The sequence below is a fragment of the Curtobacterium sp. S6 genome (genome assembly GCF_000710345.2).
In the GTDB taxonomy this organism is placed as follows: Bacteria; Actinomycetota; Actinomycetes; order Actinomycetales; family Micrococcaceae; genus Rothia.
Genome location: NZ_JHEL01000015.1, coordinates 796,132 through 823,094 on the forward strand (window position 1 = coordinate 796,132; position 26,963 = coordinate 823,094).

At 66.6% G+C, this 26,963-nt stretch carries 21 protein-coding genes; 9 read left to right on the forward strand and 12 right to left on the reverse strand.

All coding sequences use genetic code 11. The features are described 5' to 3' along the window. The gene (locus CURSPS6_RS05825) at positions 1-1,254 is read left to right on the forward strand and encodes a phosphotransferase (protein ID WP_235503681.1); all 1,254 of its coding nucleotides are present in this window, start codon (positions 1-3) and stop codon (positions 1,252-1,254) included. Here the strand turns inward: CURSPS6_RS05825 and CURSPS6_RS05830 are convergent, their stop codons facing one another. Together CURSPS6_RS05830 and CURSPS6_RS05835 are read right to left on the reverse strand one after the other, a co-directional pair. Continuing rightward, a complete protein-coding gene (locus CURSPS6_RS05830) occupies positions 1,255-4,878 on the reverse strand; it encodes an ATP-dependent helicase (RefSeq protein ID WP_035810244.1) in 3,624 nt (1,207 codons plus the stop codon). Beyond that, positions 4,875-8,162: an ATP-dependent DNA helicase gene (locus CURSPS6_RS05835; RefSeq protein WP_082470128.1), complete on the reverse strand. Its 3,288-nt coding sequence runs from the start codon at positions 8,160-8,162 to the stop codon at positions 4,875-4,877. The genes CURSPS6_RS05830 and CURSPS6_RS05835 overlap by 4 nt, the downstream gene beginning before the upstream one ends. A gap of 130 nt (positions 8,163-8,292) precedes the next feature. Here CURSPS6_RS05835 and CURSPS6_RS05840 point away from each other — a divergent pair, with 130 nt between their 5' ends. Next, positions 8,293-9,015 carry a 3'-5' exonuclease gene (locus CURSPS6_RS05840; RefSeq protein ID WP_030014809.1) on the forward strand — a complete coding sequence of 241 codons (723 nt, stop codon included), beginning with the start codon at positions 8,293-8,295 and terminating at the stop codon, positions 9,013-9,015. A gap of 97 nt (positions 9,016-9,112) precedes the next feature. On the opposite strand, the gene hemL is transcribed toward CURSPS6_RS05840, so the two are convergent. The 8 genes from hemL to hemE all read right to left on the reverse strand — a co-directional run bounded on the left by hemL (position 9,113) and on the right by hemE (position 18,184). Continuing rightward, complete coding sequence (hemL, locus tag CURSPS6_RS05845; RefSeq protein WP_030014810.1) at positions 9,113-10,444, reverse strand: glutamate-1-semialdehyde 2,1-aminomutase; 1,332 nt, start codon at positions 10,442-10,444, stop codon at positions 9,113-9,115. A gap of 46 nt (positions 10,445-10,490) precedes the next feature. Then, entirely contained in the window at positions 10,491-11,519 is a 1,029-nt protein-coding gene (gene hemB, locus CURSPS6_RS05850; protein ID WP_030014812.1) for a porphobilinogen synthase, read from the reverse strand. A gap of 5 nt (positions 11,520-11,524) precedes the next feature. Next, the gene (locus CURSPS6_RS05855; protein ID WP_030014813.1) at positions 11,525-12,397 is read right to left on the reverse strand and encodes a uroporphyrinogen-III synthase; all 873 of its coding nucleotides are present in this window, start codon (positions 12,395-12,397) and stop codon (positions 11,525-11,527) included. Further along, a complete protein-coding gene (gene hemC / locus CURSPS6_RS05860; RefSeq protein ID WP_030014814.1) occupies positions 12,394-13,371 on the reverse strand; it encodes a hydroxymethylbilane synthase in 978 nt (325 codons plus the stop codon). The genes CURSPS6_RS05855 and hemC overlap by 4 nt, the downstream gene beginning before the upstream one ends. Beyond that, the gene (locus CURSPS6_RS05865) at positions 13,368-14,687 is read right to left on the reverse strand and encodes a ferrochelatase (protein WP_030014816.1); all 1,320 of its coding nucleotides are present in this window, start codon (positions 14,685-14,687) and stop codon (positions 13,368-13,370) included. Before CURSPS6_RS05865 ends, hemC begins: the two co-directional genes overlap by 4 nt. Then, the gene (gene hemQ / locus CURSPS6_RS05870) at positions 14,684-15,406 is read right to left on the reverse strand and encodes a hydrogen peroxide-dependent heme synthase (protein WP_030014817.1); all 723 of its coding nucleotides are present in this window, start codon (positions 15,404-15,406) and stop codon (positions 14,684-14,686) included. The genes CURSPS6_RS05865 and hemQ overlap by 4 nt, the downstream gene beginning before the upstream one ends. Before the next feature lie 88 nt (positions 15,407-15,494). Continuing rightward, positions 15,495-17,072: a protoporphyrinogen oxidase gene (hemG, locus tag CURSPS6_RS05875; RefSeq protein WP_235503682.1), complete on the reverse strand. Its 1,578-nt coding sequence runs from the start codon at positions 17,070-17,072 to the stop codon at positions 15,495-15,497. Between the two features lie 5 nt (positions 17,073-17,077). Then, on the reverse strand, positions 17,078-18,184 hold the full coding sequence (gene hemE, locus CURSPS6_RS05880) for a uroporphyrinogen decarboxylase (RefSeq protein WP_082470130.1): 1,107 nt from the start codon (positions 18,182-18,184) through the stop codon (positions 17,078-17,080). A 125-nt stretch (positions 18,185-18,309) separates the two neighbouring features. Between hemE and CURSPS6_RS05885 the strand changes: the two genes are divergently transcribed. The 6 genes from CURSPS6_RS05885 to CURSPS6_RS05905 all read left to right on the forward strand — a co-directional run bounded on the left by CURSPS6_RS05885 (position 18,310) and on the right by CURSPS6_RS05905 (position 23,538). Next, on the forward strand, positions 18,310-19,623 hold the full coding sequence (locus tag CURSPS6_RS05885; RefSeq protein ID WP_030014821.1) for a glutamyl-tRNA reductase: 1,314 nt from the start codon (positions 18,310-18,312) through the stop codon (positions 19,621-19,623). Positions 19,624-19,728: 105 nt separating this feature from the next. Next, positions 19,729-20,034, forward strand: coding sequence for a TetR/AcrR family transcriptional regulator (locus CURSPS6_RS12335; protein WP_200910834.1), 306 nt, complete (start codon positions 19,729-19,731; stop codon positions 20,032-20,034). After that, the gene (locus tag CURSPS6_RS05890) at positions 20,031-20,357 is read left to right on the forward strand and encodes a hypothetical protein (RefSeq protein ID WP_030014823.1); all 327 of its coding nucleotides are present in this window, start codon (positions 20,031-20,033) and stop codon (positions 20,355-20,357) included. Before CURSPS6_RS12335 ends, CURSPS6_RS05890 begins: the two co-directional genes overlap by 4 nt. 113 nt (positions 20,358-20,470) lie before the next feature. Then, complete coding sequence (locus tag CURSPS6_RS05895) at positions 20,471-20,704, forward strand: DUF3107 domain-containing protein (protein ID WP_030014824.1); 234 nt, start codon at positions 20,471-20,473, stop codon at positions 20,702-20,704. Between the two features lie 318 nt (positions 20,705-21,022). Then, positions 21,023-22,666, forward strand: coding sequence for a DEAD/DEAH box helicase (locus tag CURSPS6_RS05900; protein ID WP_030014826.1), 1,644 nt, complete (start codon positions 21,023-21,025; stop codon positions 22,664-22,666). 8 nt (positions 22,667-22,674) lie between these two features. Continuing rightward, positions 22,675-23,538 (forward strand): DNA-methyltransferase, encoded by an 864-nt coding sequence (locus CURSPS6_RS05905; protein ID WP_035810247.1) that lies wholly within the window; start codon positions 22,675-22,677, stop codon positions 23,536-23,538. Here the strand turns inward: CURSPS6_RS05905 and CURSPS6_RS05910 are convergent. Continuing rightward, positions 23,535-24,365, reverse strand: a complete 831-nt coding sequence (locus CURSPS6_RS05910) for a PHP domain-containing protein (RefSeq protein WP_030014830.1) — start codon at positions 24,363-24,365, stop codon at positions 23,535-23,537. The genes CURSPS6_RS05905 and CURSPS6_RS05910 overlap by 4 nt on opposite strands. Before the next feature lie 74 nt (positions 24,366-24,439). On the opposite strand from CURSPS6_RS05910, the gene CURSPS6_RS05915 reads away from it, so the two are divergent. After that, on the forward strand, positions 24,440-25,993 hold the full coding sequence (locus CURSPS6_RS05915) for an aminopeptidase P family protein (protein ID WP_030014831.1): 1,554 nt from the start codon (positions 24,440-24,442) through the stop codon (positions 25,991-25,993). Positions 25,994-26,056: 63 nt separating this feature from the next. Here the strand turns inward: CURSPS6_RS05915 and CURSPS6_RS05920 are convergent, their stop codons facing one another. Next, a complete protein-coding gene (locus tag CURSPS6_RS05920; protein WP_051687672.1) occupies positions 26,057-26,935 on the reverse strand; it encodes a general stress protein in 879 nt (292 codons plus the stop codon). Between the last annotated feature and the right edge of the window lie 28 nt (positions 26,936-26,963).

Consider the following 26,963-nt stretch of genomic DNA (forward strand, 5'->3'; position numbering starts at 1 on the left):
ATGGCCTCGGCCGGAGTGCCGGGCCTCTTCCCCGTGGCCGCGTCACCGTACGAAGACGACAACCCGGACTATACGTCCGCCGTGGTTGTCGATTCTGCGCGCCAGCGGTGGATAGTTCGGGCCCCGCAAAACCATGAAGCGAGCGTGCGTCTCGAGTCGGAGCACGTGATTCTTCATTCCTTCTCTCCTGGGCTGCGCGCCCGTCTGCCGTTCCAGCTTCCCACCGTGGTCGGTTCGGCGACCAGCCAGGGGCTCCAGAGTTTCGTCTATCCCGAGGTTCCGGGAGAAGTACTAGACATCGAGGAGCTCGCACGGCGCTCCCACGTGGTCACGCCGGAGCGAGATCCTCTGGCAACTCAGCTGGGCAAGGTCATCGCCACGATCCACACGCTGCCCGCCGAGCTGGTCCAGGATGCAGATCTTCCGATGTACTCCCACGAACAGTGCCGCAAACGCATGCTCTCCGAATTGGACCGCGCGGCGAGCACGGGGAAGGTTCCGTCGGCCCTCCTGCGCCGCTGGGAAGCCTGGCTCGAAGACGAAAGCATGTGGCAATTCCGGCCGACCGTCGTGCACGGAGACCTGACGGAAGACAACCTCGTGTTGGACGGCACCAGGCTTTCGGCGGTGCGCGGTTGGCACGATCTTCACGTTGGAGACCCTTCCCTCGACTTCTCGTGGCTCATGAGTTGCCCCGACCAGGAGTTCGCGGACGCGATCATCGAGGTGTACTCGGTGCAACTTCCGCATGCCCCCGACCGGTATCTTCTGCGACGGGCATACCTCCACGCGGAGTTCGCGATTGCCCAGTGGCTGGTGCGTGCCCACGAGCGGCAAGAGCGCGAAACCGTCCGCGAGGCAGTGGCCATGTTGGAGACCCTCGAAGAAGATTTGCGTGCTGCCGGTGCGATCGCCTCGCCTGGCACGCACTCGGTCCCCACCAAGGATCCCTCAGCCGCGACGCCAACGACCACGCGGACCTCGGACACGCCCGGCGGGTCGACGGTTGCCGGGCCCGGGGCCTCGACCGCGCGCGGTTTCGCGGATCGCTCGGCCGGACCCCAGGCCCCCCAGGGACGGGGCGACGCCGATACCGATGTCACCACGGATCTTTCGCCCCGCGGTGACAGCCACCCGGCCGGAGGATCGCCCTCCGGGGCAGGCTCGACGCGAGCTGCGTCCGGCTCGGCGGACGACGATACCGCGCATCCGGTCCCGATGTCGGGGCACTACCGCCAGGACGGCCGCCGGTAATTAGGATTCGGCACGCTTCAGCCGGTCAAGAATCCGCACCAGCTCGTCCTCCCCCGCGATATCGGGCGGAACCACGGTACGTCCGTGGGCCACGTAGAAAAACGAGGCGGATACGCGAGCCGGGTCTATTCCATGAAGTTTGGAGAAACCCAACCGGTACACGGCCAGCTGCACGGCTTTATGCCGCAGCTCGGCACCATAGGGCACCTTGCCGGTCTTCCAATCGACAAGTTCCCAACGGGCTTCCCCGTGCTCGTCCTCCTGCCGGAAGACGGCGTCGATCCTGCCGCGAACCGTGAACCCACCAACAGGCGTCTCGATCGGATACTCCACGGCCCACGGCTGTCGGTCATACCAACCGCTGGCCCGAAACCGTTCCTTGAGTTCGCTCAGGTCAGATTCGCTCGTTTCGTCGTCTTCCTCCGCGGAAGACTCCCCGAGGTCGAGCATTCCCGAGGAACCATAATGCTCCTCGATCCATTCGTGGAATCGCGTTCCTGAACGTGCCGTGGTTTCCGGGCGCCGCGGCATCGGGCGCTCCAATTGATCCAGGACTCGATCCGGGTCCTGGGCCAGCCCCACCAAGAGGGACGCGCTGACGTGCTGAGGCACTGCCCCCGGGGATTGTTCGTTGTCCCGGGCCCGATACATCGCCAGCAACAGGCTGGTTTCTTCGTCCCAGTCCTCGGCGGCGGCCCGGTCGTCTTCCGTCAGCGTCGACGACGAGGTGTTTTCGTCGGGTCCACCGCTCAGCCACGACAGGACCTGATCCGCCGCCCGCTGGACGTCCCGCCGACGCGTGGCAACGGGGCCCGGATCCAGGATCCCCTCGCCATGATCCTCGGTCATCGTCAAGGCGTTGAGCTCCTCGTCCGAGGCCCATTCGCTGACATAAGGACGAGATAACGGATCAAAGGGCCAGAGAGCGGCATAGATGCGCCCGCTCTGAGGGTTCTTGTCCGAGGCATCCGGCTCATCGACCTCGGCCAGGGACTCGTGCGGCACGCCCTGTGCGGAGTCTCCGCCAGTGACTTCGAGAAGGAACCGCGATGGCGCCGACGGCTTGGCCTTGGTTCCGGACCACCGGCTCGAGCTCAACATGACAACATCCCTCGCCCTGGTGACCGCCACGTAAGCGAGACGCCGTTCCTCGGCCACGGTGCGCTCTAGGTTGTGTTCCGCAAAACGCCGACCAGCTTCCTCGAGCTCTTGGGTCGATTCGGCGGACAGATCCAAGACCGGTAGATATCCGGCGTCCCCCCTGAGGCTCCAGGGTAGGGCGCCTGCCGTGGAGAACCAGGTATCGGCCGTGTGCGACGGGAACCCGCCCTCCACCATTCCTTGAACGTAGACCTCATCCCATTCCAAGCCTTTCGAACCGTGGACGGTCACGATCTGGACCGCCGAGGTGTCTCCGACCCCGACGGGTAGCGGCAGGCCCGACTCTTCGGCGACGGCAGCCTCGAGCCAGGCGAGGAATGCCGTGACGCCCGTGGCCGACGACGTCACCGTATACCGGTGCTCCATCGCTTCCGGAAGGACAAGGTCCTCTCCGCCCTCGGCAGAGCTTGCCTGGGCACCGACGTCGAGGCTTGCGGCCAGGCGGGGTGCCGTGGCGCAATAATCGGCGACGGCCTCGTAGAACGCGTCCAGATTGGCGCGGGCCTGATGGTAATCCGCACCGGGCTTGGAGGTCAGCTCGATGTCCACCAGGGTGACCCTCTCAATGTGATGCACCAGCGACGTGAGGTCCTCGCCGAGATAGCCCCGCAATTCCTCCAGCTCGGCCTGCAGACGTGAGAGCCGGCCTCGGGCCGTCTCGGAGAGGCCACGCCCGGCGGCAGAGGTCCAGCCCTCGGGTGGTAGCGTCTCCAGGGCTTCGATCAAACTCGAACCATCGCTGGCGTCTCCACCCGCCTTCAGGAGCTCTTCCAACCGTTTGCTCGCCTCAACGGACGACTCTTCGGAGCTCCCGCTCCCCTGGAGCCCTTCCTCTCCCGGCGCCTGTCCTTCCGGGGTAGACAAGTCCTCCTGGATGCCTTGGCGCACCGCACGTTCGCGGCGACGCGCCAGGAACCGGGCCCAGTCGTGGAGCGCCATCGCGTCCTTGGGACCGATCCGCCAGCGGGCCCCGGCGAGGAGTCTCATGAGCGCGTCGGAACGGCTCGGGTCCGCCAGGACGCGTAGGGTCGCCAACACGTCGGTGACCTCGGGCGTCTCGACGAGTCCGCCGAGACCAACGAGATGATAAGGAATCCCTTGTCTCTCGCACTCGGTACGTACGGTCTCCATGTGACGGCGCGCCCGGCACAAGACGGCCGCGGTCGGAAGATCAACTCCGCGGCGGTCCGCATCGTCCCGATGGGACTTGATGGTTTCGACGATGGCTTCCGCCTCCGCCTGGTCGGTCTCCCATATCCCCGTCACAACCCTGCCGTCTGGCGCTTCCGGCCGGGGGCGAAGGTCAGGGACCGACATCGTGGGTTCGGATCTGACCCATTCCCCCTTGACCGTCAGCGGTCGGGCGATCTCGTTGGCCGCGTCGAGAATCCCCGTACCGTTGCGCCAAGCGACCGACAGGTACGAAGCCTCGGGGTGATCCGAGGGAAAGTACCGGTAGAAATCGTAGAGCTGACCTTCGGAGGCGCCCCGGAAGCCGTAGATGGACTGCTTCGGATCGCCCACGGCCATGACGCTGTGACCCCCGCCAAAAATGCTGGAAAAGAGCACCATCTGCGCGTGCGAGGTGTCCTGAAATTCGTCGAGCAGAACGACTCGGTACAGCTGCCTTTGTTCCTCGCCTAACGCATCGATGCGGCGGGCCATCGTGGCCGCGTAAGCGAGAAGGTCACCGAAGTCCATGACCTGCATGGCTTCCTTGACGCGTCGATAGCGCTCCGTCAGGCGCGCCACGAGCAATTTGTGGTCCAGCTTCTCGACGAGGGTCGAGCGGAGCTTTTCTTCCTTCTTCAGCTGTTTCGGATGGGTATTGGGCATCCGTCGGAGCCTGACGAGCTCGGCCTCGCAGTATGCCTCGACCTCTGATGGAGTCTTCAGGTGTTCAGCGCACTCACCGGACATTTGGATGACGGCTTTGACGAGGGTAGAGGCCGCCGGGACCTGAGCGGGAAGCTCGCCATCCCAATTCTCGACGATTTGCGCGGCCAGCTGATAACACTGGGCCTGCCCGAGTTGAGTGGCGTCCTTTTCCACCCCGATGCGCAGCCCATAATCAGACACGAGGGACTTGGCGTAGGAGTGATAGGTGCTCACCACGGGGTCCAGCACCGGTTCGTCGGCATCCGAGTCCGGCTCGTACAGCCCCGCTTCTCTCAATGCCGCCAAGCGTTGGGTCATGCGGTGCCGGAGTTCTGCCGCTGCCTTTTTGGTAAACGTCACGCCGAGGACCTCGTCGGGGCGAACAATCCCGTTGACGACGAGCCACACGACTCGATCCACCATGGTCGCGGTCTTGCCGGATCCTGCCCCGGCAATGATGAGTCGCGGCGACAGGTCCGAGCTGATGATTTCCGACTGCTCCTGGGTGGGAAGCGGTTTCCCGAGCGCTCGGGCGATATCCTCGGGGCTATAGCGCGAGGTATCGGCGGTCTTCTGATCGTTCACGGTTGGGTAACCTGCCTTCCTGCAGAACACAACGGGCAAATTTCGGGAAGCCTGCACCCGAAGGAAAATGCTCCCGAGGAAGCGTCATCGTGGCGAGCCTGGAAGCGCGAGTGCGCAATGAGCTCTGCGCACCGCTGAACCAGCTCGACCGCCCAGGAATCCTCTGGGCCTAACGGCTCCTGGTCTTGGACTCCGTAGCTTTTGGTCGATGTGCCGAGCTGGACCAAGGCGGCACCGCCCGACAATTGGGTCAGCGCGGCACCGTCCAACTCGTAGGTCTGCGGCTCCCCCTCATCCGCGAACATCCTGGGGCCTACCCCGGCGTCGAGAGCGACCTGGTAGGCGGCCAGCTGAGGGTGGCGCTCCAGGTCTTTACGCGGCGGCGCGGACTTTCCGGTTTTCAGATCGATGACCACGTACCGACCGAGTTCGTCGATTTCGAGACGGTCGACGCGTCCGGTCAGCAGGGCATCACGCGCGGGACCCGGAACCAGCACTTGGAAGGCTCCTTCGACGCCGACCAAGCTCCGACCAAAGGTGAGACGGACGTCGACCGCGTACGCCGCAAATTTTTCCAGCATGCGCACCGCACGGTCGTAGAGGATGTCGGTTTCCCACGTCGCGGGGAGGCCGAGCATCGAGAATCGCCGATCGAGTTCGGCCTTCAGTTCGTGGCTCGGCGCCTCCGGAAGGTCTTGGGCAATGTCGTGGATCAAGGTTCCCAAGGAACGTGACATATCGGTGGCCGCCTCGGCTCCCGATGCGCTGACGAACCAATCCAACGGAGACGAAGCGATGGACTGCAGGCGAGAAGGAGACAGGGTAATCGGTGCGTCGTCGCTCCAGGGCGTCTCCTCGGAGGATAACGGCAACAGCCCCCACCAGTCTCGCGGGTGAGCTCCGGGGATGGCTGGCTCGCCCGAATCCGTGGTTTCCCCCGCGATGCGGGCCAGCTGCCGGGCGGCCTCCGAGGCTCGAGCGGGGTGGTCGGTGGACTGAGCCCAGCGGCGCAGTTCCGCGATGAGGCTGCGCATGGTCATGGGACGACGCACGTGGATAGGTTGGCGATCTAACATTCCGACCGGATCCAACACGTCGAGAAATTCGCTGGGCTCGTCTTCTTCATTCGACACAGCGCTGACGACCAGCCGGGAGCGGCTCCGGCTGATGGCCGTGGCGAACATGCGTAGCTCGTCGTATCGAGTCTCTCTCAGGCGGGTTCTCCGGTTCATTCGTTGAGCCTGTTCAGCGCCGAGAAGCACCACATCGGCGAGCTCCGTGGTGCCGAGCAGGCCGCCGCGAAGGGTCGTGTTGGGCCAGGAGCCCTGCTGCACCGACGCCACGTGGACCCAGTCCCACTCTCGGCCCGCCGCTGAAGCAGGGGTCGCCAAGGAAACCGCCGATCGCCCGCTGGACCGGGGAGCGAGGGTATCCATGGGCAGGTCCTGGCTGTCGATATATTCCAGGAATTCGCGAGCTCCGGCACCCGGTTGCTGGTCCACGAAACGCTCCGCTGCTTCGAACAACCCCATGATGGCGTCCAGGTCCCTATTGGCGCGCTGTGCCGCCGGGCCCGAGCCCATGGCCGTGCTGCGCCAGGCCTGGGCGAGACCGCTCGCTTCCCAGAGGGCCCACAGCACGGACTCGGCGCTGGATCCGGTTTCTTCCAACGCTCTCCGGCCGGCCGACAGAACTCGGCGAACGCGGTCCAGGGGGTCTCCCCCGGAGGCCGCGGACCCGCCGGCTCCGGACCCCGTGCGGCCGGCGGGCTCGACGGGTTCTGCGTGCCCATTCAGCGCCTCGACGATCAATTCATCGCTCGATCGGTGGCCTCCACGACGAAGTTCTTCGGCCCGAAGCGTCTGGCGAATACGGCGGACCCGGTTGGGGCTCGCCCCGCCCAACCGCGAGGTCAGCAGCGCAAGGGCACGCGATATGTCCGCTCCGCCGCGATCACCGCTCGCGAGCCACAGCGCGTCGAGGAACGGCCGCACCGCGGGTTCCTCCCTCAAGGGGACTTCGGCGACGGGAACCGTCACCGGAATTCCATCGGCCTCCAGATGCCGCTTGATCCGTGCCAAGGAGGCACCGTCCCGGACGATCACCGCCATGTCCTCTAGCTGCCGGCCCCCGCGAACGTGCTCCTCCAGGATCCCCTGGGAGATCAGGCGCAACTCGTGCTGGGAGCTGGGGGTCAGGACGATATTGACCTCCGCGTGCGCCTCACGCTCCCTGACGGCCCGTGCGGGCGGAAGCAAGCGGTGGTGCCTCGCGTGCGCCACGACCGGAATTCTTTCCCCGACGCGGCGCACGGCATCCGCAATGACCGGCGGCATGCGATGCTGTCCCGTCGCTTGTCGCACGTCGATGCCCCGATAAGCGACCAAACCGTCCCCGAGGTTCGACAGGATCTCGGGACGCGCCCCGCGGAACCCCTGAACCACGGTGTCCGTGCACGCCGTCATCATGAGTTCCGGCGGGCGAACGGACGAAGGGGCCGTGAGGGCCTGGAGGAGTCTCAGAATCGCGGGGGTGGTCTCCTGAAGGTCGTCGATCAGGATGAGTTTCAGGCGCTCGTGCTCGAGCCGGACGAATTCGGGGTGGGACTCCACGAAGGATGCCGCCTCGTGGATGAGGGCCGAAGGGTCGAAGGCCTGAGGCATGCGCAATCGACGCAATTGGTCGTATTCGACCCGGAAGTCTGCCGCGGCCACCCACTCGGGGTGGCCCAGACGCTTCCCCAGCTCACGAACATGCTCGGATGACAGATTGAACTCCGCGCAACGGTCCAGGAATTCCCGGATCTCCCGACGAAACCCCCTGGTGCCGATAGCCTCGTGGAGATCGTGGGGCCAGGCGGGAGGAGCGCCGAGCCCCCTGGCGTGGGCCTCGAGCATCTCACCGATGAGGACGTCCTGTTCGGGCCCCGCGAGCAGACGGGGCTCGGCCATGACGCCCGGAAGAAGACCTTGCGTGTGAGCGCGACGGAGGACGTCAAAGGCATAGGAATGCCACGCGCGCGCCGGGGGCGTGGACACGGCCGCCCCGATGGTCTGGGAGAAGCGGTCGCGAAGCCGATCGGCCGAGGCCCGAGTGGGAGCCAGTAGCAACACCTCCTCGGCGGAGCCTCGCCCGGATTCGTGCTCCACGTACTCCCGGGCACGGCTGATTAAAGATTCGGTCCGTCCACTGCCTGGCGGCCCGACCACGAGCACCGCAGGATTCCCCAGCGGTGCTTCCGATGACGTCCCCGAAGCCGGTGGTTGCTGTCTGTGTGGGCTCATGGGTCCATCTCATCACGCTCGACTGACAGGTTAAGGACGTCGACACCGCGGATCGGGCCCCCCGACGAATCCCGCAATTCACCGACGAGACACGAGGCGACCGGCCGCCCCTTCCGGGTACGGTGGATCCATGACGATCGACGACTCCCCCGCAGAGCGCCCGTGGACCCAAGGCCCCCGCGCCACTTTCGATCTGGAGACCACGGGACCTAACCCGCGGACGGCACGGATCGTCACCGCGTCCCTGATCCTGGTCGGTCCCGACGGGGAGGTGCTCAGGCACGGTGAATGGTTGGCCGACCCGGGCGTTCCCATCCCGGAAGAGGCCGCCGCGGTTCACGGAATCACCACCGAGCACGCGCAAGAGCACGGCGCGCCCCTGAAACAGGTGGTCTACGAGCTGGCCTCCGCCATCGGCGGGCTGTTCTCCGATGGCGTCCCGATCTTCGCCTTCAACGCGGTTTATGATTTCACGGTTCTCGACCGCGAGTTGCGCCGGTGTGAGCTTCCGGAATTGACCCCGTACCCCGTGCTGGACCCACTCATCTTCAATAAAAAGGTCGACAAATATCACAAGGGAAAACGCACCCTGACCAATTTGGCCGAGGAATACGGGGTCCAGCTGGACAACGCCCACACCTCGGCCGCCGATTGCCTGGCCACGGAGCGCCTCGCGACGGCGATGACGCAGAAATACCCGCAGCTCGACGTCCCCGCCGGCGAGCTCCACGAATACCAAATCTCCTGGGCCAAGGAACAGGCCACGGATCTCCAGGCGTACTTCGACAAGATCGGCAAGAAGACCACGGTCAACGGCGATTGGCCCGTGCAACCGGAACGCGAGCGCTCCTGACCCGAAGCCCCGTGAGGTCGTCGAGGAACGCCGACAGGCCGGCCCGGCATTCCGGACCGGTCTGTCATTCGGCCCCACCGCGAACCGAGGTATGCCTCTAGCGCGTCGCCTGCGCCGCCGCCCGTGCCGCGGCGGGAAGGGCCGAGATGACGCGGTCCATCGCGGCGTCGTCGTGAGCCGATGACAAGAACCACGCCTCGAACGGGGACGGCGCCAAATACACGCCGGATTCCAGCATCGAGTGGAAGAACGCCGTGTATCGGAACGACTCGGAGGCCTTGATGTCCTCGTAGTTATGGACGCCGCGTGCTCCCGTCCCGAAGGCCAGCGAGAAGATATTTCCCGCGGTTTGGATCGAGTGGTCGACGCCTTCAGCCTCCAAAGCCGAGCTCAGCTCGCCACGAAGCTGGTGAGATGCGCGATCGACCGCGGCGTAGACCTGTCCCGTGGCGTGTCGCAGGGTCGCGATCCCGGCCGCGACCGACAGCGGATTACCCGAGAGCGTCCCGGCCTGATACACCGGCCCGGTGGGCGCCAGATACTCCATGACTTCCCGCCGACCACCCAGGGCCGCGATGGGCATGCCGCCTCCGATCACCTTTCCGAAGGTGAAGATGTCCGGCGCCCATCCGCCTTCGTTTTCCGAGGTCAAACCCCAGTACCCGGCCGACGAGGCGCGGAAACCCGTGAGCACCTCGTCGAAGATCATGAGCGCCCCGTTCTCACGAGTGATGCTCCTCAAGCCGGCGTTGAAACCGTCCTTGGGGGTCACCACGCCCATGTTGCACGGCGCCGCCTCGGTGATGACCGCGGCGATCTCGCCGGGAAACTTCTCGAAGGCCGTGCGCACGGCGTCCAGGTCGTTGTACGGCAATACGATGGTTTCGGCGGTCGTCGCGGCCGTGACGCCCGCGGAGCCCGGCAAGGAGAGCGTCGCCACCCCCGAACCCGCTTCGGACAACAATGCGTCCACGTGCCCGTGATAGCACCCGGCGAATTTGATGACCTTATCGCGCTGCGTGTACCCGCGGGCAAGGCGAATGGCCGTCATCGTGGCCTCGGTACCGGTGGAGACGAGCCGCAACTGGTCGATCGCGTTGCCGTTGACGGCGGAGCGGTTGATCCGGTCCACGACCGTCTCGGCCAGCTCGGCCTCCCCTACCGTGGTCGCGCCAAAGGAGAGCCCGTGATCGACCGCCGCGTGGACCGCCTCGATGACCGGGGCATACCGGTGGCCGAGCAGCGCCGGGCCCCACGAGCCGACCAGGTCAACGTACTCCCGCCCATCGGCATCCGTGATGTACGGCCCCTCGGCCTCCACGATGAACGGCGGAACCCCGCCGACGGAATTGAACGCGCGCACGGGCGAATTGACCCCGCCCGGAATGACCTTGCGCGAACGGTCGAAGAGTTCTTCAGAAACGGTCACGATTTTCCTCCTGAGATCGGTGTGTGAAGTGTGGGGCCGAACCGCTTCAGCGTTTCCCCTGCGCCAGCCATCCGGCAACCTCGGTCGCGTAATACGTGAAGATCAGGTCGGCGCCGGCGCGGCGAATCCCGGTGAGGACCTCCAGGACCATCCGCTCGCGATCCACCCAACCGTTGGCGGCGGCCGCCTCAATCATCGCGTACTCGCCGGAGACTTGGTAGGCGGCCACCGGAACCGGGGCAAAGTCGGCAACTTCACGAAGCACATCCAGATAGGACATGGCCGGCTTGACCATCACCATGTCCGCGCCCTCTTCGAGGTCGAGCTGGGTCTCCAGCAGGGCCTCTCGCCGGTTCGCCGGATCCTGCTGGTAGGTCTTTCGGTCCCCGGTCAGCGAGGATCCGACCGCGTCACGGAACGGGCCGAAGAACGCCGACGCATACTTGGCCGAATACGCCATGATCGACACGTCCTGGAAACCCTTCGCATCCAGCGCTGCGCGAATCCCGGCGATCTGCCCGTCCATCATCCCGGACGGGCTCACGACGTGGGCCCCCGCCTCGGCCTGGGATACCGCCATGCGCTCGTAGAGTTCGACGCTGCGGTCGTTGTCGACCACCACTGCGCCGGAGGCGTCCTCGATGACCGGGCCGCAGTGTCCGTGATCAGTGAATTCGTCCAAACAGGTATCGGCCATGATCACGATGCGATCGCCGAATTCTTCCCGCACCGCCCGAATCGCGCGGTTCAGGATCCCGTCGCGTGCCCACGCCACGGAACCGTCCGAATCCTTGTCCTCATCCCGGGGGACGCCGAAAAGGTCGATGCACTTCACGCCGGCCCTTTCGGCCTCGCGAACCGCCTCCAGAAGGGAGTCCACCGTGTGCTGATACTGGCCCGGCATCGAGGTGATTTCGGCGGGGCGATCGATGCCGTCGCGCACAAACAACACCTGGATCATGTCTTCGGCGTGCAACCGCGTCTCGGCGACGATGTCGCGCAGCGCGGGCGTGGTCCGAAGGCGTCGCGGCCGCCGGGTCAGATCGAGTGCGTGCTGAGTTGAGTCTGCCTTCATGGTCTTTACTGCTTTCTTGATCGACTCTGTTCGTTGTCTTGCGCGGACAGGAGGTTTGTGGTCGCCCGCACGAGGTCCTGGGGCGTGGTGCCTTCGGAAGAAATCGTCGTGAGGCCGAGCGCTTGGGCCGCGGCTTCCGTCGTCGACCCGATGCACACGACCGGCACGGATACCGGACCCAGCGAGTGCACGGTCTGCACGAGCTTCGGCGACGTCGCGATGACCGCCGAGGCGCCGCCGCTGACGAGGAATTCCGCGGTTTCCCCTCGGTCTAAAACCATCGGTGGATCCGGCGATTGCTCGGTCCGGGCGATCAGCGGTCGGTCCACGGGGTACGGCCGACGCTCGTAAACGACCGCCTCGACGACGTCGTGTCCGTCGGCCCGCAGTCCCTCGACGAGTTCGGTCCGCGCCGGACGTCCGCGGACGCACAGCACTCGCCGGCGGCCTTCGTTTCCCAGGACGCGGCGGCGGTCCTCGACCATGCCCCGCCCGCTGCTGGTCGCCGGGGCCTCGACCGGGTCCAGACCGGCCTCGACCGCCGCGGCGCGGGTCGCCCCGCCCACGCACCATACGATCGGCGCGATCTCCCCCATGGGAAACGGCTCCGGGGCCCGGCCGCAGACGTCGTGCAACCCCCAGACGCCGTAGGCACTCGTGAAGGTCACGGCGTCAAATGGCCTGCGCCGAAGCACGGCGAGCGCGCCTCGGGCATCCTCATCCGAGACCGACGCGGCCTCGCTCAGGGGCGTGAGGACCGGCTCGACACCGTGCCGTCGCAGAAGATCCACCAGCTCCCCCGCCCGATCCATTCCGCGCGTGATCAGGACACGAGGTGCGTCCCGGCGTCCCGATGGTTCGGCCGTGACGTGGCTCAATCGAGCGTCAGCTCCGTGAATCGCCCGGCGCCGCGAACCAGGAGGCGGTCCGCGAGTTCACGGCCGAGCCGTTCCGCGCCCTCCGGGGTCAGATCGCTCGTGGTTCCGCGTTCCCTCAACCTCTCCGTGCCCCGGGGGTGGGCCACCACGACGTCGAGGCTCAGCTCCTCGCCTGCGATGTCGGCGTGGGCCCCAATCGGGGCCGCGCATCCGGCTTCCAGCCGCAGCAGGAGCGAGCGCTCCGCGAGGACGGCGATCTTGGTCGGAACGTCCTCGATCACCGTCAGGGCCTTGCGGATCTCCTCGGCGGTGTCGCCGGCTCGATACTCGATGGCGAGGCAACCCTGGCCTGCGGCAGGCAGGACCCTGTCCGCGGCCAAGTACTCGGTGGCGACCTCGGCCAATCCGAGACGGCGCAACCCCGCGGCGGCCAGCACCACGGCGTCGAGGTCACCGTGGGTGCCTCGCCCGACGCCGGTGTCCTTGGTCGCAAAATGTTCCAGCCCCCGCACGCGAGAGAGCCGGGTTCCCACGTTTCCCCGGATATCCGTCACGACGCAGTCCGGGCGGATCGCCCGGATCTGCGCGGCGCGACGCGGGGACCCGGTTCCGATGGTTGCCCCCTCGGGCAGGTCATCGAGTCGCATTCCGTCGCGACCGACCAAGGCATCCCGCGGATCCTCTCGCGGTGGGTATGCGAGGGCAAGTTTTCCGTCGAAGAGATCCTTGGTCGGCAGGTCCTTGAGGGAATGAACCGCCAGGTCAACCTTGCCTTGCAACAGTTCTTGGCGGAGCGCCGCGGCGAAGACCCCCGTGCCCCCGAGCTGCGCGAGGGGCCCGGAGGTGACGTCGCCGGTGGTCGTGACGGTGGCCAACTCGGCCGGGACCCCGGCCGCGGTCAGCAGGTCCGCGACGTGCTGCGATTGGGTCGTCGCCAGCGACGATGCACGCGTACCGACCAGGACGGGACTCATACGGTTGCCTTCTCCTCTCGGGCGGGGCCCGAATATTCGGCGATCACGGGCTTGCGGGTCACGGCCCTCGCGGGCAGACAACACTGGGGATCGCACTGATCGAACCAGCCCCGGCCGCCGCAGGCCGTCGTGCGGTTGGCTTCCAGGCGCTCGGGGTCGGTCGAGGGCGCCGTCTCCGAGTGCCGCTCGGCGATGAGGTCCCGCAGCGAGCGGACGTAGGCCGGGTGGGTCCCCGGCGTCGGCACGCGGACGGCCTGGATGCCCAGGTCCTCGCACGTCTCCATGGCCTCGGTGTCCAGGTCCCACTTGACTTCCATGTGATCGGAGACGAATCCCAGCGGAACCATGACGACGCCGTCCACGGTTCCCTTCAACGTCTCGAGCGCGTCGTTGACGTCGGGTTCGAGCCACGGTGTGGAGGGAGAGCCCGACCGCGACTGGTACACCAGCTCCCAGTCGCAGTCCCTCAGGAGGTTCGGGTCTTCGGACTCCACCCCGCGAAGGATCGCGCGCGCGGCCTCAAGGTGCTTCTCGACGTAGGCCGAGCCGCCCTCGTAGTCGACTCCCCGCGGACCGGCCTCGTTGGCCGCGCTGGTGGGAACCGAGTGAGTGCAGAAAACGATCCGGATCCGGCCATTTCCGGCGGCCGGCTTGTCGGCGGAGGACATCTTGCGCCGGACCTCCTGGAGCCCGTCGGTGAGCCCGTCCACGAACGAGGCAATGAACCCAGGGGCGTCGTAGTGCTGACGGAGCTTGTCGATCTGCATCTGACCCGTCAACCCCAGCTCTTCCAGGGCGACCCCGTAATCCTCCCGATACTGGCGACAGCTCGAGTAGCCGGGGTAGGCGCTCGTGGCCAGGACGAGCAGCTTGCGATAGCCGCGCCGGTGAGCTTCCTTGACGACGTCGGCGACGTACGGTTCCCAATTCCGGTTGGCCCACAGGACCGGAAGGTGCGGACCGTGTTCGTCCAATTCCGCGCGCAGGGCCTCGAGGAGATGGCGATTCTGCTCGTTGATCGGGCTGACGCCGCCGTTGGCCCGGTAATGCGTGGCCACCTCTTCGAGCCGCTCATCCGGGATTCCGCGTCCCGCGGTGACGTTGCGGAGGAACGGGATGACGTCCTCCTGTCCCTCGGGCCCGCCGAAGGACGAGAGGATCACGGCGTCGTAATGCTCCGGCGCTTGGGCTCGGGGGCGCACGATGCTCTCCTCGGAGATCATGTCCGTGGATTCGTCGATGACCTGCGGACCGTTGCTGGCGGTATTTCTCGGATCGGTCCGGTTGGGGATCGGTTCTTGTGCACGCGTCTTCATCGGAGAACCTCGACGGCTTCGGTCGCGTCGATGCGACGTCCCGTGTAGAACGGTGTCTCTTCTCGCACGTGAAGCCGTGCCTCGGTGTTCCTGAAGTGACGCATGATGTCCACGAGGTCGACCAGTTCGGGCGCTTCGAGGGCGAGGACCCATTCGTAGTCGTTGAGCGCGAAGGTCGCGATCGTGTTGGCCAGGACCTGAGGGTAATCCCGGCCCTTCATGCCGTGGTTCTTGAGCATCTCCGAACGATGCCCCTCGTCCATGTAGTACCAATCCCACGAACGGACGAACGGGTAGACGCAGACCCAGGCCTCGGGCTCGGCGCCCTTGGCGAAGGCCGGGGCATGGTTGCGGGTGAATTCCGCGTCGCGGTGAACGCCCATCGTGGACCACACGATGTCCGTGTCGGCCAGCGCGCTGGTACGCCGCAACTCGCGCACGGCCGCCTGAAGGTCTTCCGGGTTTTCGCCGTGCGTCCACACCATCACATCGGCGTTGGCTCGCATGCCCGAGACGTCGTAGAGGCCACGAACGGTCACGCCATCCGCCTCGAGACGTCCTAGCGCGGCGCTCAGTTCGGCGGCGTCGGCCTGAGCATCGGATCCCGTCGAGGCGGATCCCCGACGGGCGAACACGGTGTAGAGCGCGTAGTAGAGACGGTCGTCGCCGGTCGCGGCGCGCGAGTTGCGGGGTGCGCTTTCCGTATTCTGATCAGCCATGGTTGTTCTGTCCTTTCGGTGACGGCGCCCTGGAAAGCAGGACGCGCTGAGGGTCGAAACGAAGGGGTCCCGTGCCCTCGGGGATGATTCAGGCCCGAGGGTCGGTGGATCCGGTCTCGCCCTGCCCGAGGTCGAGCTGGGCAATGGTTGTGCGAGTGTCCGGCACCACGGAGGCGAGCCCCGTACCGGATAGCCAGGCCCCCACGGAGGCGACCCGGCTGAGCGTCGAAAGATTCTTGCGGAAGGCCTTGATTTTCTCCTGGTGTCCGACCGAGACCCGGGGCATCGCGGATTTCCAGCGGACGACGTCGGCGTCGATCAGGTGCTTGCGGCTCAGGCTCGTCCCCATGATGCGCGACGCATCGTGCAGCGCGAGGCTCATGAGCTGTTCGTCGGAGAGTGTCAGTTCCGTGATCGACTGCCCCTGCGAGGTATTCCCCCGACCATAGGACAGCCGAAGAATGTGACGGTCCGCCCCCGCTCGGTCGGCGATCCATTGCCACTTGGCCGTCGCGTGGGTCAGAGCCTTGGCGCGCACGTTGCGCACCTGGTCGCTCACGAGGACGCCGGTGCCGCGGGGAGGAGTGTTGAGGACGGGCGCGTTGACGACCAGCGTGACCAACGCGATTTCGGGGCCCCGCCGCACGTCCGGGAGCAGATCGCCATCCAGATGGGGGCTCAACAGCCGAACCGCGGTGGGTCCGTCGGTCGCGAGAACGAGGACGTCGGCGGTGAGCCCGGCCCTCTTGCCGGCTGCGCCTTCCTGACGCCGGATCGCGATCCAGCTCTGGCTGACCTCGTCGCGGTCGATCGCGATCACGTCGCACCCGGCAAACAGCCTGACGCCGCGACGGGTGAGATCCTTCACCAGCGCCTCGGACAACTGATTCATGCCACCGACCAGGCTTCCCACCTGTGTGCCGGCGGGCGCATTCGACCGGAGCACCGCCGCCGACGCTCCGAGGGAGCCGTAGGTACGGATCCCCTCGCGCAGCCCGGGGGCGACGGTATCGACGTCTAGGTCGTCGGGATGGGTCGAGTGGATGCCCATGGTGACCGGAGCGACCAAGCGGTCGACGATCTGCTGGCCCATGCGCGCCCTCACCAGGCCCCCGAGCGTCCTTTGGTGGCTGCCGACCGACGTCGGCATATGCCGGTCCATCGCGGCCCGACGCCGCCCCATGGGGGTCAACGTTCCCCGGAGATCGGGATCCTGCGGATTCGCCGGAATCCCGAGCACGCCGGAGGAAGGCATCTTGGTGGGGCCGGTCGGCAGGTACAACCACGACCCGTGAGCGTCCGGCGTGGTGCGAAGCTCGCTGAGCCCCAGGTCCTCGATCAGTTCTTCCACGGACCCATTGCGGGTCGCGTAAGACTCGGCGCCGGAGTCCAGCACCATGCCGCCCACCTGGTGGGCGCCGACGGCCCCACCGAAATGGTCCCTGGCCTCGGTCACGACGACGCGCAGACCGCGGTCCGCGAGTTCGCGCGCGGCGAGGAGCCCCGAGACTCCGCCGCCGACCACCAGGGCCGTCCGTGCCTTGCGCAGTCGATGAGGAGGCTTCGTCTCAGGTTCGGGGGACGAGGTGTTGCTCATGGAGGCGCGGGTCCCGGAGCTGATGGTCCGGGCGCCGGTTTCGGTGCTGTTCTCTGGTGTGGTTGCCATCGACACTAACTTTCGTGGATGAATTCGACGAGCCGAGTCAGCACGGTCGGATCCGTGCTCGGCGGAACGCCGTGACCCAGATTGACGATGTGCGCCGCGGCGGCCCTGCCCTTCGAGAGTACGTCGGTCGTGTGCTTTTGGAGAACTTCCCACCCCGCGTCGAGCATCGCCGGATCGATGTTGCCCTGGAGCGGCGTCTCGGGGCCGACGCGGCGGCTCGCTTCGTCCAGGTCCACGCGGTAGTCGACGCCGACGACGTCGCCGCCCGCTTCCTTCATCGCGCCCAGCAGCTCACCGGTTCCCGTGCCGAAATGAACCCGCGGAATCCCGTACTTCTCCACGGCCCCGAGCGCGGCGGCGGAATGGGCCAGGACGTGGGCCCGATAATCGCGCTCCGGCAGCGAGCCCGCCCACGAGTCGAAGAGCTGCACCGCACTGGCACCCGCCTCGACCTGCGCCGCGAGGAACTGGCCCGATACGCGAGCGACCCAGGTCGCCAGCGCCTCCCATGCCTCGGGATCCCGGTGCATCATCGTGCGGGGGCCCAAATGATCCCTCGAGGATCCGCCCTCGGCCATATAGGCGGCCACCGTGAAAGGCGCCCCAGCGAAGCCAATGAGCGGGGTGCTGCCCAGCTGTTCCACGGTCAGCGAGACCGCTTCCCGAATCGGATCGAACGCGGCGTCCGGAATCTCCGGCAGGGTCTCGATCTCCCGCATGGTCCGGTAGGGCGACCCCATGACGGGGCCGCGCCCGGGGACGATATCGACGTCGAGACCGGCGATCTTGAGGGGGACCACGATGTCCGAGAAGAAGATGGCCGCATCGACGCCGTGACGTCGGACAGGTTGCAACGTGATTTCCGCCGCCAGCGAGGGCGTGAGGCACGACTCCAACATGTTGGTGCCTTCGCGCGCCTGCCGGTACTCGGGCAACGACCTTCCGGCCTGCCTCATGAACCACACCGGCGGATGCTCGGGACGATCCCCCACCATCGCCCGGATCAGCGGCGAAGCGGCGGTCCCGCCCGCGCGGAGGGGGTGCGTCGGGGCCAGCCGGGAAAGTTGCGCGTCCGTGAGCAATGCCCGTCGCGAAGAGGATGAAGTCGTCATAGTGCTTCCATTGTGCCAACTCACGACCCGCTTTTTGCGGACAGGTTGTCAGCACGGCGGCGCGCCCAGACGGCGACGAAGGTCATTTCCCAGGACCATTCAGGCGTGGTTATTATGAATGAGTCGTGGTTTTGTTTTCGCTGGTTTCATCGCATAAAAATGTCGACCTGAACACCGTCGCACGAGTGTCGACCGGTGTTGGGGCCATAGCCCCTACTCTGGTGCACCATGGCCCGCTCAAGGGCCTCGTGACGCTCTCCACGTGCAATCGCCTCGAACTCTACGGAGAGGCGTCCGCGACGCAGGACGGAACCGAGGCCACGATCGAGGAGATCGTGCAGCGCGTTGCCGCCGACGCGGACCTGGACCCCACCTTTGTGCGCGGCGCCTTCGACGTCCATTTCGATGACGACGCCGCCTCCCACCTGTTCACCGTGGTCTCGGGGCTCGAGTCGGCCGTCGTCGGCGAACGCGAGATTACCGGGCAGGTGCGCCGGGCGCTGGTCAACGCCCGCGAGGAGGGAACGGCCTCCAGCGAGTTGATTCGGCTATTCGAGACCGCCGCCCGGACCGCCCGCACGGTGGGCGCGCAGACGTCGCTCGGCGAGCGCGGTCGGTCCATCGTCTCGGTGGCCCTGGACCTCGCGAGCGAGGTCGCGCCCCTCCCCCTGGATCAGGCCAAGACGTTGGTCTTCGGCACGGGCGCCTACGCGGGCGCGACCATGGCCGCCCTTCAAGCGCGGGGTTGCCGGAACATCTGGGTCTATTCGGCGTCGGGCCGCTCCGCGGAATTCACCGCCAAACGCGGCGGCACCCCTGTCTCGGACGAGGGCCTGGACGAAGCGCTGCGCACCGCCGACGTCATCATCGGGTGCAGCGGCGGTTCGGCCCCCATGCCCGCCGAGGCATTCCCCGCCGGGCCCCGGGTGGTCGTGGACCTCGCCCTGTCCCGCGACTTCGATCCGTCGGTCGCCGACCTGGCGGGCGTCGAGCTCATCACGTTGGAATCGGTACGCCTCGCGGCGCCCGAGGAGACCGACGAGTCCGTCTCCGCCGCCCGGGACATCGTCGCTCGCGCATCGCGGGACTTCCGCTCGCGCCGTCACCAGCAGAACGTCGACTCGGCGATCGTGGCGCTACGAAAGCACACCATGTCCGTCCTCGACGCCGAGATGGACAAGGTCCGGCACCAATACGGGTGCGGGGCCCAGGCGGAGCAGGTCGAATTCGCCATGCGCCGCATGATGCACTCCCTGTTGCACACGCCCATGGTCAAGGCCCGGCGCCTGGCGGCGGAAGGCCGCGAGCAGGAATTCGTCGACGCCATCGAGGCTCTGTACGACATCTCGGTGGATTCCCCCGAGGATCTCCCCGCAGAGGAGCCCGCCCAAAAACCCGCCTCATCCTTCGTCGAGGAACGCGCGCCAAAAGCCTCCTGACTAGGCAAAACGTTCTATAGTTGGTTCGCTAACTTGAACCCCTGACGAGAGGGCGCACGACCAAGACGGTCTCCCATCTCGCCAAGACCGTCAAAGGACGAGACGTTGTCTGCATCGACAGAACCAGGATTATCCCCCGAGGGACCCCGCCGCCTTCCCGCTCCGGCCCGTCGCCGCCAGCTGCTCGCCGTCGCCCGCGATCAATTTTCCGCCAACGGTTTTCACACGAGCACGATGGATGATATCGCCAAGGCCGCCGACGTCACCAAGCCGGTGCTCTACCAGCACTTCGCCGGAAAATCCGAGCTCTACGAGGCGGTGCTCGACTCTTGCATCGAACTCTTCGAGCATCAGGTGGTCACCCCGCGCTACTCCTTGACCTCACCAATCAGGAACGCACACGCCGGATGATCTCCAATTTCATCTCCGTGGTCACCAACGACCCGACGGCGTACCGCATGATTTTCCACTCGGATATGCACGCCCAGAAACAATGCAATGAGAAGATCGAGGGCCTCGTCGAACGCGTCTCCCAGCGCGTGAGCCACACGTTGCAGGACAATTCCGGCATGCCCCGGGCGGACTGCGAGTTTTTGGCCCACACCCTCGTCATCCTGGCCATCAGGGCGGCCGAGGTCATCGCCGCCAACCCCGATGCCTCGATGCAAAAACGCTACGAGCATCTGCTCGTCAAGCTCGTGTGGGGCGGCGTCGAACAGATCGCCGAGGAGTGACGCGCTCTCCCGCGCTGAGCGAAATCGGCACGAAGGCATCCTCGTGAGGGACCCCTGCTGAGTAGGCTGAGACACAACGCAAGTATCCGTCAGCATGTTCAGGAGGCACACCCATGGAAATCAAGATCGGCGTTAAGGACGTCGCCCGCGAGGTCGTCATCGAGTCCGAGGAGACCCCCGAGGACATCCGCCGCCAGGTCGCCGAGGCCATTGAGCAGAACACGTTGCTCAACCTCTCCGACACCAAGGGCAACGTGACCCTGGTTCCAGGAGCGGCCATCGGCTATGTCGAGATCGGCGCCGAGACCCGTCGGCACATCGGCTTTGGTCCGTTCAGCGAGAACTAAACCCCGACCAAACCCGCATATTCCGTGGGGAGGACCCGCCCGACGTGGCGCAGGTCCTCCCCACGTCGCGTTGAGGGGTCTAGACTTGTCTTATCTGGATGCCCGGTCGTTACCCGTTGAATTGACCTTTCGCATTTGACGCGACGTACGAGCCCGAGCTCGCGGAACGCGTCACCCGATGATTCTCGCGATCGGCTTCCTACCGATCCTCAGACCGCAGTGGCAGGCGGCCCCACCGCCCGCGTGAATATCTCGCGATGCCAGGGCCAGCGAATAGCCGTGCCGCGGTCATACCATCGACCAACGGAGCGACAGCACGTGAACGAGACCAGCAAGACCGAGACCACCGTGCTCGAAGAAACCCCAGAAGCCGTCCAGGAACTGATCGACGCCGAGGCCCCCGTGGCCGAGGAGATCCAGCCCGAAGAAGATAAGACCTTCGCCGATTTCGGCGTGCGTCAGGACATTTGCGACGCGCTGGCCGCCAACGGCATCACCCATCCCTTCCCCATCCAGTCCCTCACCCTCCCGGTCGCGCTGTCCGGACAGGACATCATCGGACAGGCCAAGACGGGCACCGGCAAGACGCTCGGTTTCGGCCTGCCCGTGTTGCAGCGGGTCGCGGGCCGGGACGACGACGCCTGGGGCAAGCTCAAGTCCCCCGGCGCCCCCCAGGCCCTCATCGTGGTCCCGACGCGCGAGCTCGCCGTCCAGGTGGGCAGCGATCTCTCCGCGGCCGCGAAACAGCGCAACGCCCGAGTCGCCACGATTTACGGCGGCCGTGCCTACGAGCCGCAGATCGCGGAGCTCGAAAAGGGCGTCGAGGTCGTCGTTGGAACGCCGGGACGCCTGATTGACCTGCACCGACAGAAGATCCTGAACCTCTCGCAGGTGGGCGCCGTGGTCCTGGACGAGGCCGACGAAATGCTCGACCTGGGGTTCCTTCCGGACGTCGAGCGCCTGCTCTCGGCGGTGCCCGAGGTCCGCCAGACGATGCTGTTCTCGGCGACCATGCCCGGCCCGGTCATCGCGATGGCCCGCCGCTACATGTCCCACCCCATGCATATCCGGGCCAACGCCCCCGACGACGAGGGCGCAACCAAAAAGGACATCCGGCAGGTCATCTACCGCGCCCACCCCATGGACAAGGACGAGCTGATCGCACGCTCCCTCCAGGCCGAGGGCCGCGGACGCACGATCATCTTCACCAAGACCAAGAGGGCAGCGGCGCGCCTATCCGACGAACTCATCAAGCGCGGGTTCGCGGCGGCCTCGATCCACGGCGACCTCGGCCAGGGCGCCCGCGAGCAGGCCCTTCGCGCTTTCCGCAACGACAAGGTGGACGTCCTTGTGGCGACCGACGTGGCCGCCCGCGGAATCGACGTCACCGACGTGACCCACGTGGTCAACTTCCAGTGCCCGGAAGACGAAAAGATCTACCTGCACCGCATCGGCCGTACCGGCCGCGCCGGAAATAAGGGCACCGCGATCACCCTGGTCGACTGGGAAGACGTTCCCCGCTGGTCCCTGATCAACAAGGCACTGGACCTTGGCGTCCCGGAGCCCGTGGAGACGTACTCGTCCTCGCCCCACCTCTACGCGGACCTCAATATCCCCGCGGGAACCAAGGGCAAACTTCCGAAGGACCAGCGCAAGCACGCCGGTCTCGCCGCGGAGGAAGTCGAAGACATCGACGGAGATTCCCGCTCATCCCGTTCCGGTAAGGGAGAGGGGCGCGGCGGCTCGCAGAATGGCCGGGGCCGCTCCGGCGGCGGACGCGGCAGGGAGAGGTCCTCCGACTCCCGTCCCCGTTCGGGCCGTCGTTCCGGGGACAATGCCTCGGACTCGAAGGCCTCGGGGCAGGGCAATAACGCGCCCGCGGACGAGTCGGCTTCTCAGACCCCGCGCCGCCGCCGGCGTCGCCGCAGCGGTGGCAACGGCCAGTCCGCGTCGCAGCAATAAGCACCGCCTTGACGGGAATCAGCCTCGACGATGCGAATCTGATCGTCCACGGCGATAATCGAGACGTCCTTCCCCGGCTTCCCGCCGGTCGTTTCTCGATGATTTATGTGGACCCGCCCTTCAACACGGGGCGGGCCCAGGTGCGTCGGAACCAGCGGAACCGCCGCGTCGAACCGGAGGAAGCGGATCGGCGCGGTTTCAAGGGACGCACGTATGCCAGCGTCTTGGAAACCCTCTCGAGGTACGACGATTCCTTCGAGGACTACTGGGGTTTCCTCCTGCCCCGGCTGGAGGCGGCGCGAGAGCTCCTCGCGGATCACGGCACGCTCTACCTGCACCTGGACTATCGCGAGGTCCACTACGCCAAGGTCATGTGCGACATGGTCTTCGGGCGCGACTGTTTCCTGAACGAAATCATCTGGGCCTACGACTACGGGGCTCGGGCGAAGAAGCGCTGGCCCGCCAAGCACGACAACATCCTCGTGTACGTCAAGGATCGGTCGAGGTACCTCTTCGACGCCACGGAGGTCGACCGCGAGCCCTATATGGCTCCCGGCCTGGTCACGGCGGAGAAAGCCGCGCGGGGCAAGTTACCCACGGATGTGTGGTGGCACACGATCGTCTCGCCCACGGGCAAGGAGAAGACCGGCTACCCCACGCAGAAGCCCCTCGGACTGCTGCGACGCATGGTCGCGGCCTCCTCCCGGCCCGGGGACTGGTGCCTGGACTTCTTCGCCGGGTCCGGAACCCTCGGCGCGGCGGCGCGTGAACTGGACCGCCGATTCGTCTGTATCGACGCCAACGACCAAGCCATTGACGTCATGCGCACGCGCCTGCCCGAGGCCCGGTTCCTCGGCCCGGAGAACGACTAGGCGCGGGCCTGGTCCCTGATCGCCGCCAGGGTTTCGGAGGCCGTCGTGTTCTCGCCCAATCGGTTGGGTTTCCCGGCCCCGTGGTAATCGCTCGACCCCGTGACCAGAAGGCCGCGTTCGCGGGCAAAACTCAACAGCATGTCACGGTCGGCGGGGGCGTTGTCGCGGTGGAACACCTCGAGACCCGCCAGCCCGGCCTCGACCATCTCTTCCATGACGCCTCGATCGACCACCCTCCCCCGAGAGCTGGCCATCGGGTGGGCAAACACGGGGACCCCACCCGCCTGACGCACGAGGGACACGGCCACGGCGGGATGAGGCGCATAGTGGGGCACGTAGTATCGCGACGACGTCGTGAGGATACGCCCGAATGCCTCGGATCGCTCGCCGCAGACGCCGGCCGCGACCAACGCATCGGCGATGTGCGGCCGCCCGACGGTGGCTCCCTCCGCGGTTTGGGCCCGGACGTCCTCCCACGTGATCGGGAAATCTTCGGAGAGCTTCTCCACCATGCGCCGCGCCCGGGACCGACGGGCCGTTCGCGATCTTTCGATCTCTTCGGAGAGGCCCGGCGCCTCGGGATCGTGGAGATACGAGAGCAGGTGAACCGAGATGCCGCGGTCCGTGGCACACGAGACCTCCATCCCCGGGACGAAGTCGACGCCGACCTCCGCGGAGCGAGCCGCGGCCTCGGCCCACCCCGAGGTCGAATCGTGGTCGGTCAGGGCGAAGGCCTCCAGGCCGGCCCTGGCGGCCTGCTCCGCGACGACAGCCGGGGACTCCGTGCCGTCGGAGACGGTTGAGTGGGTATGTAGGTCGATGCTCACCTTCCTCAATCTACCCGCCGTCGGATCGATGGCCCGGTGTGCCCCGGCGGGAGGTGCGGATATATCGTGGAGTCATGACTGACAATAATTCTTCCGAACCCCAGGACCCCGCCGCAGCGCAGCCCCTCGCCGAGCGCGTGGGGAACCGGTCACAGCCGCCGCGCTCTTCCGCGTTCAAGGAGTTCATCGGCTCGAACTGGGCCCCCTCGACCAAGCCGCTTCCCGCGCGGGCGCCCGTCGCGGATTTCGCCGCCAAGCGCCGTGCCGCGCTGTCCGCGCAGTTCCCGGGCGAGCGCCTGGTCGTACCCGCGGGGCCGCTCAAGACCCGCTCGAACGACACCGATTATCGGTTCCGCCCGCACTCCGGCTTCGCCCACCTGACGGGCCTGGGCGTCGACCACGAACCCGATGCCGTTCTGATCTTCGAGCCGTTGGACGAGCCGGCCGAGGACGGCTCGCAGCACCGGGCCACCCTGTACTTCCGGCCGCTGGCCGGCCGCGACACCGACCAGTTCTACTCCGATCCCCGCTACGGGGAGTTCTGGGTCGGCCCCCAGCCGACCCTCGCCGAGATCGAGTCCGAATACGGCATCGAGTGCAAGGACCTGGCGGATCTCGAGGTGGCCATCACCAAGAACGCCGGGCCTCAGGCGCTGGGCGGCGTGCGCGTCCGCCTCCTGCGCGAGGTGGACCTGAACGTTGACGCGCTCGTGGACACCTCCCGGATGAATACCAGCGTGGACCTCGAACAGTCCGATGCTTTGGACGGGCAGCTGACCGAGGCCCTCTCCGAGCTGCGGCTCATCAAGGACGAGCAAGAGATCGCCAACCTGCGTCGCTCGATCGCCTCCACCAAGCAAGGCTTCGAAAACATCGTTCGCGCTCTGCCCCAGGCCCGGGACCATCACCGCGGCGAGCGGATCGTCGAGGGCGCTTTCTTCGCGGCCGCGCGTGCGGAAGGCAACGACGTGGGCTACGAGACGATCGCCGCGTGCGGCAACAATGCGACCGTGTTGCATTGGATTCGCAATAACGGCACGGTGGACGACGGCAAATTGATCCTCGTGGACGCGGGAGTCGAGGACGATACCCTCTACACGGCAGACATCACCCGCACCCTGCCGGTTAACGGCAAGTACACCGAGACCCAGAAGAAGATCTACGACGCCGTGCTCGAGGCCTCCGAGGCCGCGTTCCGGGCGGCCGTGCCCGGCAACCGGTTCCGCGACGTGCACGCGGCCGCCATGAAATCCCTGGCGGAATCCCTCGACGCCTGGGGAATCCTTCCCTGCTCGGTCGCCGAAGCCGTTTCCGATGAAGGCGGCCAGCATCGCCGCTGGATGCCCCACGGCACGAGCCACCACCTGGGGCTGGACGTGCACGACTGCGCGCAGGCCAAGCGCGAGTTGTACCTCGACGGGGAGATCCAGCCGGGTATGGTCTTCACGATCGAGCCGGGCCTCTACTTCAAGGAAGACGATCTCGCGGTTCCCGAAGAATACCGCGGCATCGGCGTCCGGCTCGAAGACGACGTGCTGATCACCGCCGACGGGCCCGAGAACATGAGCGCCGAATTCCCCCGGACCACGGAGGAGATCGAGGCCTGGATCGCGGACCTCTCGCGCTGAGGACTCGTCCACACGACGAAGCCCCGGACGTTCCCGTCCGGGGCTTCGTGGTGTGTGGGCGGATTATCGTGCGGTGGGCTCGTCGGTGCCCTCGGCCGGCCGAGTCTGCCCGTCTGGGCTGTGGCTCCCCCGTGGGTTCTCATCCCGAATGCCAAAACGGGGACGACCGTCCGGAAGGTCCTTGAAATCGCGAGCCTGCTGGGGCTCCGCGCCGTCCGGTCCGGCGGGAGGATTCTCTCCCTGGGGACCCTGCGGAGCACCGGGTTGCCCCCACGGTTCGCGCCCCGTCGGCGCCGGGGCGTGCTGGCCCTGCCCTGGGCCGTTGGCCGAGCCATCGGAGTGCGGCGGCCTCGGCGCCGGGGCCTGAGGATGCTGGTTTCCCTGAGCGCCGTGGAGGTCGGCGCCGTGGTTCGGGAAATACGGCTGTTCCGGGGCGACGGGGCGCAGCGGTGGGCGCTGCGAGGAACCGCCCAGCAGACGCCGGGCCTCGCCGGCCTCCTGCGGGGTGCAGACGAGGTCATAGCTGCCGGCGACGAGTTGGCCGACCGCCGTAAAGCTCCGGTGACCGCCGCGCCGGGAGAAGCTGACGATCGACAAGATCATCCAGAACGCGACGCCCAGCGGAACCGAGGTCAGGAATGCGGCCATCGGGTTCTCGTGGCCAAAGAGCATCAGCAAGAACCCGAGGAATACGCCGTAGAAGAGGCCTTGCAGGGCCCCGGAGGCCGCGACTCGCGCGTAGGACAGCGTCCCGACGACGTGCTCCACCTGGCGCAGGTCCGTCCCCACGATCGCGAGATTCTGCACGGGGAATCCGCGCTCCGCCAACAGGTCCACGGCGCCCTGCGCGTCCTGGTACTTGGAGAATTTCCCGACGGTCACCGAGCTGGGGAGGTGCTCGCTCCGTAGGGCCGCGAGTCTGGACTTTCCGGAATTTGCCATGCCGTCATTTTCCCTGACCCGTGACGAG